This is a genomic window from Otoolea muris (assembly GCF_943193115.1).
GTDB lineage: Bacteria > Bacillota > Clostridia > Lachnospirales > Lachnospiraceae > Otoolea > Otoolea muris.
In genome coordinates this window covers 74,992-89,675 of sequence record NZ_CALPCY010000016.1, presented here as the reverse complement: position 1 = coordinate 89,675, position 14,684 = coordinate 74,992, and the positions used below count along the sequence as shown (strand labels likewise).

Sequence of the window (14,684 nt, the reverse complement as noted above, 5' to 3'; positions counted from 1 at the left end):
GGTGGTTTTGTCAATAAAATTCAGGTGGTTCGGCTAAGTGTGGCGAAAATTCATCGTCACGTTTTCGAGAATCCGGGTTAAACCCGGTGGCGGACTACCTGCCCATCAGCAGGATAGAAAACGGCGTCATCTACACGAAAGACCACCGGTATGTGAAGGTGGTGGAGGTGATCCCCATCAACTTCCTGCTCCGCAGCGCCAGGGAACAGAGGAGCATCATCTATTCCTTTGTTTCCTATTTAAAGATAAGCCCGGTAAAACTCCAGTTCAAGGTGCTGACCCGCCGTGCGGATATCGGGCGCCACATGGAGACGGTGCGCCGGGAGATGGCCCAGGAGACCAACGGACAGTGCCGGCTGATGCAGGAGGATTACCTGCAGTTCATCCAGCAGATCTGTTCCCGCGAGGCGGTCACGCGCCGGTTCTTCCTGGTCTTTGAATACGAGCCCTGGAGCAATGCAAGGCGCACGGACGAGGAAGGGGAAGCCATCGGCTCCCTGCAGTCCGCCGTCCACACCGCCTCCAATTACCTGCGCCAGTGCGGGAATGAAGTGGTGCTGCCGGACAACGAGGACGAGTTCACCATAGACGTGCTCTATAACCTCCTGTGCCGGAATGAGAGCGCTACTAAGCCCCTCCCCGTCCGGGCAAAAGAGGTGGTGGCGCAGTACCTGGCAAACGGGAGGGAGGCGGAGATCGACCATATCCCTGCCGGGGAGTTCATCGCCCCCACAGGCATTGACTTCACCCACGGGCGCTACATCTGCATTGACGGGCTTTATTTCGCCTACCTGCTGATCCCCTCGGACGGCTATAAGACCCATGTGCCGGCCGGCTGGCTCAGCCTGATGGTCAATGCCGGGGACGGGATCGACCTGGACATGTTCCTCTCCCGCCAGCCCAAGGAGCGCATCATCCAGAAGGTGGGCCAGCAGCTCCGCATCAACCGCTCCCGGATCAAGGACGCCAGCGATACCAACACGGATTTTGACGATATCGACAGCGCCATCCGCAGCGGCTACTTTTTGAAGGAAGGGCTTGCCAACAACGAGGATTTTTATTTTATGAACCTGTTGGTCACCATTACGGCCCCCAATGAAGAGGACCTGGAATGGAAGGTCAGCGAGATGAAGAAGCTCCTGCTCTCCCAGGACATGCGGGTCTCCACCTGCCACTTCCGGGAAGAACAGGCATTCCTGACCGCCCTGCCCCTGGTATCCGTGGAAAAGGGGCTGTATGAGCGCAGCAAACGCAACCTCCTTACCGGGGGCGCCGCAAGCTGCTACCCCTTCACCAGCTATGAGATGTGCGATGACAACGGTATCCTGTTAGGTGTGAACAAATACAACAGTTCCTTAATTATTGTGGATATCTTCAATTCTGCTGTCTACAAAAACGCAAACATGGCGATCCTGGGCACTTCCGGTGCGGGCAAGACCTTCACCATGCAGCTCATGGCCCTGCGGATGCGGCGCAAGGGAATCCCCATTTTCATCATTGCCCCGCTAAAAGGGCATGAGTTCCACCGGGCCTGCGCCAATGTGGGCGGCGAGTTCATCCAGGTCTCCCCGGCAAGCCCCCACTGTATCAATGTGATGGAGATCCGGCAGGTGGACCGCACCGTCAACGAACTGCTGGACGGCCCCGACATCCAGCTCTCGGAACTGGCGGAGAAGATCCAGCGGCTCCATATCTTTTTCAGCCTGCTGATCCCGGACATGAACCATGAGGAGCGCCAGCTTTTGGACGAGGCCCTGATCCATACCTACAACAAGAAGGGCATCACCCATGACAACGCTTCCCTGGCAGACCCCCAAAACCCGGAACGATACCGGGAAATGCCGGTACTGGGCGACCTCTACGAGATTTTAAAGAAATCAGCTGCTACAAAACGGCTGGCAAATATCCTGAACCGACTGGTGAACGGCTCCGCCAGCACCTTCAACCAGCAGACCAACGTGTCCCTGGATAACAAATATACCGTGCTGGATATCTCTTCCCTGACCGGGGACCTGCTGACCGTGGGGATGTTCGTGGCACTGGATTTTGTCTGGGACCGGGCAAAGGAAGACCGTACCGAGGAAAAGACCATTTTCATTGACGAGTGCTGGCAGCTTTTATCCGGCGCCGGCGCCACGGGTACACGCCTTGCCGGGGACTTCGTGCTGGAGATTTTCAAAACCATCCGGGGCTATGGCGGCTCCGCCGTCTGTGCCAGCCAGGACTTAAATGACTTCTTTAACCTGGATGAAGGGCGGTTCGGGAAGGGCATCATTAACAACTCCAAGACCAAGATCATCCTGAACCTGGAGGATGACGAGGCCATGCGTGTGCAGAGCGCCCTCCACCTCTCCGATGCGGAGGTCATGGAGGTCACCCACTTTGAACGGGGCAACGGCCTGATCAGCACCAACAACAATAACATCATGGTGGAGTTCAAGGCGAGCCCCCTGGAGAAAGACCTGATCACCACGGACCGGAGGGAGTTAAAGGATATCGTGGAACGGATGCGCCGGCAGAGTGAAGCCGGATAAGGGAACGGATTACGCACCGTATACGCATATATTACACAATCCCTTTTCCCATACGTCCGTTATACGCACAGATTACGCATTTACAGAAAGGAAGGTGGCGCCAGTGAAGACCAGGGCAGACCTGTATGGCGGGGAAGCCACGCAACTGCTCCGGATCATATCCATGTATCCGGGGCTGACAGAAAAACAATTATGCCGGTTCTACCCTGGCCGGGAGGATGTCACCAGAAACCTGCTCTCCCACCTGGCCAGGCAGGGGCGCACCCGGCAGGCAGACACCGGTGGATATTTTCCATACGGAAACCAAAAGGCGGAAACTGATCCCGGCATGGTGCGGGCGGCATGGGTACTGCTTGATTTTATTGACAGGGCGGACTACCACTCGTGCAGTGAGTTCCCCGTAAAGATTGCCTTTTTCTCAGGTGGCGAACTGTATGAGATCGTCCATGCGGCGGCCGGGCAGGAGGCGCTTGTCACCCACGCCCTGCGCCAGAGCCGTGACAGCGGCGGCCGCCGTATCGTACTGGTGGATGAGCCTGGGCAGATCCCCCTGCTGGAATTTCCGGGGATAACCGGATTCTGTACCGTGGATGGAAGCGGGAATGTAAGTTACTACAAAAAATCAACATAAAACAATCCATGCCCTGACCGCTATATTGCAGGGCAGCTATATTACAACATCCAAAGGAGGGATGTAATTGGACCGAAAGATTATCTCACGCCGGATCGCAGATATCCAGAACAATTTATCACGGCTGAACAACAACATCTGCGCCATGGATTCCCTGGATATCCAGAGGTATCCCGAAAACTATGAAACTATGTCAACCGAAGCCGCTTTAAGAGCGGAAGGGATCGCCTGCCAGCTCAGAAATCTCCTTTACGCTTCCACCTCTGTCCCCAAGGCAGAGTACCTTGTGAAAGCCGGGGAAGTGCATGGCATTGAGATCAGCTATGAAAACGGCATCCTGGAGGTAGCCCTTCCACGGCTGCTCCCAAAGAAAAAAATGCGCCAGAGCAGCCTGTTCCTGCTTGATCCGCTCCACGCAACACTGGGACAGTACGCAAAAGAACATCCCATGCCACACTTCCGGGAATGTGTGGTCTGCATCTCCCATGTGTATGACCATGAACTGCCGGACTGGTGCCTGCTGGACTATGACAACCTGCAGCAGAAACAGATCCTGGACACCATCGCCCTGTATGTGATGGCGGATGACAGCGGGCTTTTATGTGACGCCTACAATACCACGGAGCTTGGGGATAAGGACGGCACCCGTATCTATATCATGGAGAAAAGCCGCTTTACAGGATGGCTCTCCGGACGGGAAAAGGAGCTGAAATCCATATCGGATTTTTAATGGTTTTGGCACCATTTTCACCCCATACAGCCAGAATGGGAAAAAATATTGTATTTATTGGACTTTATCTGCGGCTGACAGAGTTTTATTTACCGAAGTCTTTAGCCGCCCCGGTACAAAACCGGAAAAGGAGGTGATCTTTTTATGTCCGATAAGGGCACATTCCCCAGGCAGGACACATTAGGCTTTTGCCTGCTCGAACTGGCCGCCATCTGCGGTGAGTTCCCGGCCAGCCTCCTCCCCCGCATCCCCGGCAGTCCCAGTTATAAGGAGGCGGTCATAACTTCGCTGAAAAAGGAGGGCCTGCTCCGGGTATTCTACAAAGACAGGCTGCGTGGTTTCCGTCTGGGACGACGGGCAAAAGGCAGGCTCCTGGCAGAGAACCCCGAACGGTTTTCTTTTTACCTTACCGGGGACACGGATACCAACCGGATCAGAAGCGAAGTAACGAGAAGGATGCGGCTGCACCGGACAGCGGAGACCTATGCCGCCATGCTGAACGCAGGGGCCGCAGTTTTCCGTGATGAAAAGCCCCCTGTTTTTTTACCGGAGGCTGTACCGGTGCCTGTCCTGAAATCCCCTGCCTTTTATGGCTCCCGTGAAATCAAAGAAATGGGGATCGATATGGTAAAGATCCGAAGCTCCCGGATGATTGGCGTGCTCCTTACCCCGTCCGGCATCTTCCTTGCCTATAACAGCGGACCATATACAGCAAAATGGGACTACCGGGCAGAACAGCGGGCGCAGGTTCTCCTGAAAATGGTCCTCTGCCACCAGCGGATGGCCCTGCAATACGCCCGAACGGAGGCTGCCGGCCTGCTGTTTAGCGACACGCTGGAGCCTTTTTATCAGATTATGTCAGAGAGTGACAGCCATACCCGCTGTTTCTTCCTTCTGGACGGGAACTATGAACATTTTTATTACCTGACCAATGACCATTACGGGGATACGCTGCTGAAACTTTTGTGCAGCCCGGAAAAGATAACGGAACTGAACCGCATGCTGATGCAGGGGCTTTCCCCAAAGGACGCAGGGCTTCCCATAGAACATGACGCCCTGGACGGGGACGGCAGCCCGGTGCTGTTCGGCTATTTCCTGGACATCCCCCGCATCAACCGTTTCCACACGGCGCTCCAGCTGCAGGAACGGACGGGAACCCTGGTCTGTTTTGACTTCCAGAAGGAAGTTCTCCACCGCTTCTGCGGCAGACAGGTGGAGTTTTCCACCATCAGCTTTGAAAAATTTGAAAGGAGGTTTTTCCCATAGACAAGAAAAAATTACTGAAAGGGCTGGTGACTGCCCCCATTGCCATCCTTGCCGTCCTGTATGCGGGCGGCTACCTGGGGCAGTTCATCGGCAACTACGCCCTCTGGAAACAGAGGGGCGGCTATCCGGGGGATGGCACTTCCCCCCTGCCCGCATCCCCCGGCCTGTCCGCCTGCCTCCGCGCGGCGGTACACCCGCCATACGGGATCTACGGGATATTTATCTGTATCGGGCTGCTGGCCGTACTGCTCCTTTTCGTCATGCGGATCGGGTACAGCGATACCGGGGAATATGACGAGGACCGGAATTTCACCTACTCTGCCAAAGGAACCTACGGCACCTCCGGCTGGATGAGCCGGAAGGAGATGGCCGGCGTCCTGGAACTGGTGGCTGACCTGCGCCGGTATCAGGGGATCGTCCTGGGGATGCTGGACAGGAAGGCGGTCTGCGTGCCGGAGAAAACCCGGCTCAACAGCAACCTGGCAGTCTACGGCGCCAGCGGCTCCATGAAGACACGCTCCTTCTGCATGAACCGGATTTTACAGGGGGTATCCCGCGGGGAATCCCTGGTCATCTGCGACCCGAAATCGGAGCTGTACGAAAAATCCAGCGAATACCTGCGTAACAAGGGCTATACAGTCCGTGTGTTCAACCTGGTCAATCCGGAAAACTCGGATTCCTGGAACTGCCTCAGTGAAGTGGAGGGGCAGGAACTGATGGCACAGCTTTTCGTGGACGTCATCATCAAAAATACCACAGGCGGCGGCAAAGGGGACCATTTCTGGGATTCCGCAGAAATGAACCTGTTAAAAGCGCTGGTGCTGTATGTGGATAAGGGCTATCCCCCGGAGAACCGGAACATGGGCCAGGTCTACCAGCTCATCACCTTAAACTCGGAAACCGCCCTGAACAGCCTGTTTGAAGTGCTTCCCATCAACCATCCGGCCAAGGCCCCTTACAGCCTTTTTAAGCAGGCGTCCGATTCCGTGCGGAGCGGCGTCATCATCGGCCTGGGGAGCCGCCTGCAGGTGTTCCAGTCCGAGCTGATCAAGAAGATCACCGCGCGGGATGAGATCGACCTGGAACTACTGGGCCAGAAGCCCTGCGCCTATTTCCTCGTGACCAGCGACCAGGACAGCACCTTTGACTTCCTGGCATCCCTGTTTTTGTCCTTTGTGTTCATCAAGTTAGTGCGGTATGCGGACAAAAACTGTGAGGGCGGCCGGCTCCCCGTGCCCGTCCATGTCTTAGGAGAGGAGCTGACCGCCTGCGGCACCATCCCGGACCTTTCCCGGCGCCTGAGCGTGATCCGCTCCCGGAACATCTCCATGTCCTGCGTGTTCCAGAACCTTGCCGGGCTGCAGAACCGGTATCCCTTAAATCTCTGGCAGGAGATTCTGGGGAATTGTGATGTCCAGCTCTTTTTAGGCTGTACTGATCCCCTGACAGCGGAGTTTGTGTCCTCCCGCACCGGGCTTGCCAGCGTGGCGGTCTCCAGCAAGTCCAAACAGTTAGGCACCTGGCGGATCTCCAACTACACGCCAGAATACCGGGAAACCAGCGGCGTGGGGAAACGCCCCGTGCTGACGCCGGATGAAGTGCTGCGCCTGCCCATTGACGAGGCGCTTATCATCATCCGGGGAAAGAAAACCTTAAAGGTGGACAAGATGGATTATTCCAAACACCCGGAATACCCCCTGCTGCGCTCCTGCAAGGCATCCGCCCACATCCCGGAGTGGAGGCGCCTGGAAATGGAGGCCGCTGCCGCACTGGAACCGGCGAAGTCGGCACCCCAAAAGCAGGCACCAAAACAGACAACGAAAGCAGCATCAAAGCCCGCCCCAAAAGCAGGAACAAAGCCTGGGGGAAAAGGGGCGGTGAAGGCACCTGGCGCACAGCAGAAAGCGCCGTCCCCTCCGGCATCCGGACCGGGAAAGGCTGCCCCTGCCGTATCTTCCGGCACGCCTGCCGGGATCGTATCTGCGGACAAGGATTCCATCATGTCCTGAAATACAACTGCTATAGAACGGCCCGTTTTGGGGCTGTGAAATAGAACAACAACACTATGGAGGTAAACACATGGCAAGAAAAAAAGAACTTATGGAACTGGAAAACCCTTCTATGGAAGGAAACAACCCTTTGGACGGAACGGGTACAGAGGCCGAAGCCTTCCCCGGAGAGGGCACGCCGCCTGAAGCGGACGGGGACGGCATGGACTTAAATGAGCTGCTTGGCAGCATGGATCAGGAACCGGCTGCCGCACCGGATCTGGCAGAAGGGGATCTCCCGGAACTTACAGAGGAAGAAATTTTTGGAGATGAACCGGAAAGTTTCGAGGGCACCGGCACCACGCATGGCGCTGACGGGGAAAACGATGCTTCCGGGGAAGCACAGCCGGAACAGGCAGCTTTATCAGAAACAGGCAGCGCCTCTGCAAAGACCAGACGCACCACCCGTAGAAAGAAAGAGGAACCCTCCGCAGAAATGGACGGGGATTCCCAAAAAGCAGAAACAGAAACGCCGGAGGGCATGGAAGCCGTAGCTGACAGCGTGCCCGATCCCCTGGCGGCCGCTGCTGATACCGATAAGAGCAGGCTGGCCGATGATGCCGCAGAGAAAGCGGAGGAAACCATTCCCCAGGAAGAAACAGAACCCACTGAATCCGGGCTGAAAGATACGCCTTTCCCCTCCGCTGAAGACACAGCCGGAACTGCGGTTCCCCCTGCAGCATCCCCCTCCCGCCGTACCGCCGCCAGAGGAAGGAAGGATGAGGCCCCGGTACTGACACTGGAGGTACGCGGGGAAGTGGAGACGGAAGAATCCCGCGGGGATGCCATCTGGCATGAGATCCACAATGCCTACCGTACCAGACGTATCCTTACCGGGCAGCTCGGCGGGATTGAGCAGACGGACAACGGCAAGACCATCACCATTGTAGACTATAAGGGCTTCCGGATCGTGATCCCCTTAAAGGAGATGATGATCAATGTAGGCCGCAGCCCTTCCGGGCAGGAATACGCAGAACTGATGCTGCGTCAGAACAAGATCCTCGGCAACATGCTGGGGGCGGAAATTGACTTTATCGTAAAAGGCATTGATTCCAAAACCCGCAGCGTGGTCGCCAGCCGGAAGGAAGCCATGCTCAGGAAACGGCAGACCTTCTATCTGGATACGGATGCGGCAGGCATGTACCGCATTTACGAGGGCCGCATTGCCCAGGCCCGTGTGATCGCCGTGGCAGAGAAGGTCATCCGGGTGGAGGTATTCGGGGTGGAGTGCTCCATCATGGCCCGCGACCTAGCCTGGGAGTGGATTGGGGATGCCCATGAGCGTTTTTCCGTGGGCGACCAGGTGCTTGTGCGCATCCTGAACGTGCGCCGTGACAGTCTGGAGGATATGGGCATTAAGGCTGACATCAAGAGCGTGTCCCAGAACACCAACCATGACAACCTGAAAAAATGCCGCATCCAGAGCAAGTATGCCGGCAAGGTCACGGACGTACATAAAGGCGTGGTCTATATCCGGCTGTCCAATGGCGTGAACGCTGTGGCCCACTCCTGCTATGACTACCGGACTCCCGGCAAGAAGGACGATGTGAGCTTTGCCGTCACCCGGATTGATGAAGAACGGGGTGTGGCTGTGGGGATCATTACACGGATTATCCGGCAGAATCTGTGATATTTTATATAAGACAAGGTCATTGTAACATTATTGTTTTTTGATAACTTAATGTTGCAATGACCTTCTTATACTTTATGATTACACTCACGGAATTATTACGGCATCCGAACCATTTCTTTTCATATCAATTCCCCATATATATTTTCCGTTATCATAGTGATAAACAATAACATTAGGGTCATGTTGAGAACTGAACCCTGCACCTAAAAAAAATGTAAAAGCTACTGATGATGAGATTACCATATGAATACATTGAATATCATATTTCTTAACGATTTCTCTTATTTTTGATAAAATTTGCTTTCGAAGATTTTCTGCTTGTGCATAATTTCCAATTATATCAAATTCTAAAGTTTGAAGTTGAAATCTAATAATATGACATTTCGTATCTGTGATAGAGGCTATCTCTATGTTTTTAATTTCTAATGATGTAGATATTGCAACAATCAAATTATTTGATTTACAACTTTTATTTTCTTCTTGTATCTCTCTAAAACTTGTTTCCCATTTTGTATCTGCAGAAGTATCCCACTCTTCAAAGTTTGCACTATTATTATGCGCTCTGTGAAACAAATGTATTTCTTGCTGATCCCCATACATATATCCGGCTCTAAAAACTAGCGGAGTATGAGCTATTCCATAGTAACTATGTATCCCTTTTGTAGCAGTAAAATCTTTTATTGCTGAATCCTGTTCTGTAATAATCTGATGAAGATCATTAGGGTAAGAATACCCTACAATGTCTAAATTCTCTTCCTTTATATAATATTCTTTTTTTACATTAGGAGATAGCGGAGCCATTCCGTGTGCTAATGATACATGACACAGAACATTCATTCGTTTCTTCCATGCAAATAATATTATAGATATTACCAATAAGACTCCAATTGGAAAACTTATTCTTTGTAAAGCCATCAAATATTTCTCGGGTACAAAAGCCACTATAGTATTATAAATTGCTGATACCTCTCCAATTTCTATTTTCTTTAAATTTTCACCTGTTCCAAGCGAAATTAAAAATAAAATAAGAAGTAGTGTAAAAATCAAATAATAATACTTTTTGTATAGTTTACATAATTGTTCCATTATTATCCCACTCTCCTACTTTCTGTATCTTTCTGTCTTCAGTCATCCATATTCCAGAACACATAGTTCCAATTATTATAAAAAATTGTTGGTTGAAATTATGCTGTCTCTTAGAGATATTTTTCCAGTTATTACAATCTATGAGTGATGGTATTGGTCTGCGTTGATTATGGGTATGCCATTCTCCCAAATAACTTTTCTTATATCCAGATTGTTCCCATAGCCTATCCATTATTTCTTGATGACCCGTTTCTTTACGAATGAATCTATATCGACCACAAATATCATCTATTTGCGGCCATGTTATATTTGTTATCCTAAGAGCACTTTCTGAGGAATCATAATATCCTATTATGATTCCTCCAGACTCCAGTTTGAATTGCCTCTGTTTCTGATAGTTGCTAATTTCTAATAAAATATTTTCTTCTATATAAATAGCCATGCTGGGGGTCTTGATTCTTAATCCTGTTTTTCTGAGCATATAGGGCACCTTTCATTTATGGGTATATTTTTCCTTGTGATACTGCAATAACTTTGACCGCTAATATGCTCATAATATTCTGAAACTTCAAACCCATTATTTATCAAATTATCTTCCGAGCCAATCCATGATATAAGAGTACTTTCCTTGCACTGTCCAGTCAAAACTTCCAATGACAAACGAACTGTTAGAAGTGCTGTTTGCTGGCTATCCAAAGCACTATATTCCACAAATGATCCAGCACATCCTGATAGACTCTTTTTAAAATTCTGACCTGGTGCAACAAGACTAGCTCTGAAAGGAACAAGATCACTAGAGATCAAATCTGTATACATACATCTCAAGCAGCCACCAGAGGAATTGTTTATTGCAATAACATGTCCACCAATACCATAAGGTTCATTAAAGCAGACAACAAATGGAACATTTACATTTTTATCATATAAAATTCTGTTAAGCTCTAGATTAACTGTTGGTTCGCCCAATGCTGAAATGATTAAATCATAGTTTTTTAGACGCTGTACATCTCGTATAAAGCTTTCTACACTACGGTCTATAAAATTCAATGAATCTATTTCGACATATGGATATTGCTTTTCCAAAAATTCCTTTACTAAATCTGCCTTATTTTTTCTCTTTGTGGCAACATCAAAGCCCAAAAGATGTCGGTATACATTTTCAACACTCAAAATGTCTTTGTCTAAAATATCAAGCTTGCAAATTCCTGATTGACAAAGATTACTAGCAACATAACTGCCTACTGAGCCGCAGCCTAATAAAAGAACCGATTTCTCAGCCAGATTTATATTTTCGCCACACCGCTTTAAAAGAAAATTATAATCTATGGGTCTGGTTGTCACAGGCGTAACTGTGCAATTAATCATTTTTTCTATTTTTCTAAATTGACTATTCTTACAGAAAATATGAAATGATACAATAATGTCCTGGTTTTCTGAAGGAATTGATAATATTAAAAACTGGTTAAATATACGTCTCTTTCTAGTCAGAAAAAGATTAAATGCTTTTTTCTGGCTACTTGTAATATTTTTTGTTATAAAATTTCTTAACCACTTCCAAGTATACATCTTTTGTATTGGTGGAATACAAAATGAACGCAATCGTATTAGCAGGCAATCAATATTTGATTTTCTTTCCAGAGACACTCCAAAATTATTTTTTAACAAGCACTCAGAATCCACAATATTCTCTGAAACAAGCAATCTGTTTTCGGCTCGAACTACTGATAAATTTTGATATTCTTTTCCCATACATGAAGAAAGATTTGTGTATAATATCATCTTTGATACTTCTGCCCAATAAGCATTAAATTCCCGCGCAACTTCTGTCTTGTATTCGTAACTTTCCGGATCAATACATAATATATCTACGGCTCTATCAAAAGCATCTAATAACATCTGATCTGGCATATCAGTCTGTATCAAGAGAGATGAATCATCAAAGAGACAAATCTTCCCTGCATTATCAACATGAGGATAAAACCGTTGTGCATTTTCTATACTGAAAATAGGAAACTCCAAAGGAAAATAGTTGGAGAAGTCTATTTTTAAAACTAATTTTTCATTTGGCAATACTATAGTTCCTTGAAATACTGTCGATTGTTTCGGCAGTATTTCAAAGAAAACATGTCTCTCATAATTTAGTTTACCTATAAGATTTTCTAACTGTGCGATTTCCATCATGCTGATTCAGACGTTCCTACATAGCTGCGATCTACAGCAGCAGGAAATGCCTCTCCAAAAATATCAATCATAAGTTGACAAACTTCTGACTTCTTGCTTTTCCCCTCTGCTTCTGTGAGTTTTGAATACATTGCAGAAATCTGGTTATAAAAATTATTCATTTGCTTGTTCGACATCTTTTCAAATAAATTATTTCCTGGTTGAACTGGTAATGATTGTGTTATTGTTCGATAAAAACATCCATCATCACTATCCCATGTAAGATTAAAAGCATTTTGGATATTATTAACTAATCTTTTCAGCGCCTTAAAATCATCATACGCCTTTTTATTTGTCAAAAAATCCTTTGAATAATACGGCGTAAAGTAACTACATGCTAATGCTGTCAGTGCAATCCCTGTTGGAGCATTATTCCCAGAAGTAATAAAATGCTGGTTCTTCCATTTTTTCATATAGCGTACAACACGCCTAAACTGCGCTCTATCATCTGAATCATCATATAATGAATTCAGATAATTTAATAACTCTTGCGGATCAGATAATTGCCAGATACGATATTCTTCTGTGGAATATTCCTTCCCTTTCGCAATGTACATTTGCTTGTCCGCATTATTGGCTGCATAAACCGCAAAATCGACATGATATATCGGTTCTTTGTCTTTTTGGTATGTAACAGTAACGCAAGACCTCCGTATCTTTACACTTTTTGTATGACCGTCTAAAGCATCCTTTACCCACTGCTTTACTTGAACCGGATCCGAATAATCATCATGGTCTATATCAAACTTCAAACCTACATCAATATCAAAATCCCCATCGTCTGGCTTGATCCCTGTCCCCATAGCATAACTTCCCTGATTAAAAGTTGTAAAAGATGCTGCTTTATCAGAAATATTCTTCCTCAGTTTATTTAATAGAATATCACGCTTATTGCGCAATTCTTGATTTTCTTCCGAAAGTTTAATTTTGTCGTGAAAAGTAAGAAATTCTGATTGAACATTTACCATATGTTTTGTTACCTCCTGCACATAAAATATATTGGCACTCGTTGCCGTTGTTTGCTAACAATCCAATCATATCATGCTTTTTCCAATATTTCAACATATTTTTTATCTGTATTCGTAATTTTTTCGCAAATAAAAGAAAAACATTCTTGATTATTTTGTTTTTTGTGGTATAATGATAGTGGAGGTATATACCATGTTTGAATATATAAGACTAAAAAACTTCAAATCTTTTGGAGATATAGAATTTAATCTTCTTGACAAAAAGGGAAATCCTAAAAGGTTGATTTTACTATATGGTGAAAATGGCATTGGCAAATCAAACTTAGCCTCTGCTTTTTTTATGTTATCTGAGACCTTGAGAACTATGGATGTTAGAGATATCATGCAATCAATCCTTTCTGAAGAACCGGATTCATTAAGCAATGAAGAATTTGCACGTTTTTTTAAAATGCGATATAAGGATATTGAAACATTGATTCGTGAGAATAAAATGGTTGCTTCTGAAGATTCCATGTCTATGGAATTCGGCTTCCGTATACATGAAAAGAGTGGTCGTTATTTATTAGAGACTAATGATTCCCAAATTATACATGAACGCTTAGAATACATTCTTACTAAAAATAAGGGGGTATACTTTGATATTACTCCAGAACAAATTACTATTAGTCCCAAAATATTTCTTGAAAAAAGTGCATATCAAGAAATTAAATTAGCTTGCTCTAAATACTGGGGAAAACATTCTCTGCTTTCTATTTTAATGCATGAATCTGAAGATAAAGCAGATGAATATATCAAGGAGCAATTAACCGACAATTTTGATTATATCATGGAATTTCTTTCTCGGATATCTTGTAAGGTCAAATTTGGCAGTCGTCAGGAAAGAGGTATTATTGGATTGCCACATGAAATATTTGGTGATTTTGATGAAGGTACTATTTCTAAAGAAGATGAAATTTTATTAGATAGAAGCGAAGCCATGCTAAACATCTTTTTCAAAAGTACAAATCGGGATATTAAAAAGGTATTTTACAAACGTACTGCTAAAGAAAATACTATTCACTATCAGCTAATGCAAACAAAGTTGATAGCTGGACATGAAAGATCAATAGAATTTTCTATGGAGTCAACGGGTACACAGTCCCTTTTACAATTACTGCCATTTATGCTTGTGGTCGTTAAAGGCTCTGTTGCAATAATTGACGAATTTGACACTGGTGTACATGATTTATTGGTACAGAGCCTTGTAAACTCTCTTTATGAAAATCTCTCAGGTCAGTTAATTATGACTACACATAATACCCTGCTTATGGAATCTGGACTTCCAAAGGAATGCATTTATGTGATAAATGAATTAGAAGATGGGGATAAAGAAATACAATGTATAACCTATTATGATAATAAAATTCATGTGAATACCAACATCAGAGATCAATACATGAGTGGAAAATATCAAGGCATCCCAGAACCAATAGCTATAAATTTTGTTTCACTTTTATCTACATTAGGTTTAAAGACTAACTAATAAGATTTTTCTTGAAAACTTGATAGTACAATCTCTTTTGCAGAAA

10 protein-coding genes and 1 pseudogene are annotated in these 14,684 nt (G+C 46.8%); 7 read left to right on the top strand and 4 right to left on the bottom strand.

Features of this window, described 5'->3' with window-relative positions; genetic code table 11:
- Positions 1–71: 71 nt before the first annotated feature.
- The 6 genes and pseudogenes from NFS31_RS11830 to NFS31_RS11805 all read left to right on the top strand — a co-directional run.
- Positions 72–2,534, top strand: a pseudogene (locus tag NFS31_RS11830) (VirB4 family type IV secretion system protein); the annotation flags it as partial.
- Positions 2,535–2,637: 103 nt separating this feature from the next.
- Positions 2,638–3,165 carry a DUF5697 family protein gene (locus tag NFS31_RS11825; RefSeq protein ID WP_251495186.1) on the top strand — a complete coding sequence of 176 codons (528 nt, stop codon included), beginning with the start codon at positions 2,638–2,640 and terminating at the stop codon, positions 3,163–3,165.
- A gap of 67 nt (positions 3,166–3,232) precedes the next feature.
- Positions 3,233–3,895, top strand: a complete 663-nt coding sequence (locus NFS31_RS11820) for a DUF6100 family protein (protein WP_251495183.1) — start codon at positions 3,233–3,235, stop codon at positions 3,893–3,895.
- A 144-nt stretch (positions 3,896–4,039) separates the two neighbouring features.
- Positions 4,040–5,161 (top strand): hypothetical protein, encoded by a 1,122-nt coding sequence (locus tag NFS31_RS11815; RefSeq protein ID WP_251495180.1) that lies wholly within the window; start codon positions 4,040–4,042, stop codon positions 5,159–5,161.
- A gap of 23 nt (positions 5,162–5,184) precedes the next feature.
- Positions 5,185–7,170 carry a VirD4-like conjugal transfer protein, CD1115 family gene (locus tag NFS31_RS11810; protein WP_251495198.1) on the top strand — a complete coding sequence of 662 codons (1,986 nt, stop codon included), beginning with the start codon at positions 5,185–5,187 and terminating at the stop codon, positions 7,168–7,170.
- 70 nt (positions 7,171–7,240) lie between these two features.
- Complete coding sequence (locus NFS31_RS11805; RefSeq protein ID WP_251495178.1) at positions 7,241–8,839, top strand: S1 RNA-binding domain-containing protein; 1,599 nt, start codon at positions 7,241–7,243, stop codon at positions 8,837–8,839.
- 87 nt (positions 8,840–8,926) lie between these two features.
- Here NFS31_RS11805 and NFS31_RS11800 read toward each other — a convergent pair whose 3' ends face one another.
- Genes NFS31_RS11800 through NFS31_RS11785 form a run of 4 tightly spaced genes read right to left on the bottom strand, consistent with a single transcriptional unit; the run spans position 8,927 to position 13,116 of the window.
- The gene (locus NFS31_RS11800) at positions 8,927–9,928 is read right to left on the bottom strand and encodes an SAVED domain-containing protein (protein ID WP_016300342.1); all 1,002 of its coding nucleotides are present in this window, start codon (positions 9,926–9,928) and stop codon (positions 8,927–8,929) included.
- Entirely contained in the window at positions 9,912–10,409 is a 498-nt protein-coding gene (locus NFS31_RS11795) for a Mov34/MPN/PAD-1 family protein (RefSeq protein WP_016300343.1), read from the bottom strand. The genes NFS31_RS11800 and NFS31_RS11795 overlap by 17 nt, the downstream gene beginning before the upstream one ends.
- Positions 10,388–12,109: a ThiF family adenylyltransferase gene (locus NFS31_RS11790; RefSeq protein ID WP_251495176.1), complete on the bottom strand. Its 1,722-nt coding sequence runs from the start codon at positions 12,107–12,109 to the stop codon at positions 10,388–10,390. Before NFS31_RS11790 ends, NFS31_RS11795 begins: the two co-directional genes overlap by 22 nt.
- Positions 12,106–13,116, bottom strand: a complete 1,011-nt coding sequence (locus tag NFS31_RS11785) for a nucleotidyltransferase domain-containing protein (RefSeq protein ID WP_251495173.1) — start codon at positions 13,114–13,116, stop codon at positions 12,106–12,108. Before NFS31_RS11785 ends, NFS31_RS11790 begins: the two co-directional genes overlap by 4 nt.
- 193 nt (positions 13,117–13,309) lie before the next feature.
- On the opposite strand from NFS31_RS11785, the gene NFS31_RS11780 reads away from it, so the two are divergent.
- Complete coding sequence (locus tag NFS31_RS11780; protein ID WP_016300346.1) at positions 13,310–14,638, top strand: AAA family ATPase; 1,329 nt, start codon at positions 13,310–13,312, stop codon at positions 14,636–14,638.
- Positions 14,639–14,684: the final 46 nt, after the last annotated feature.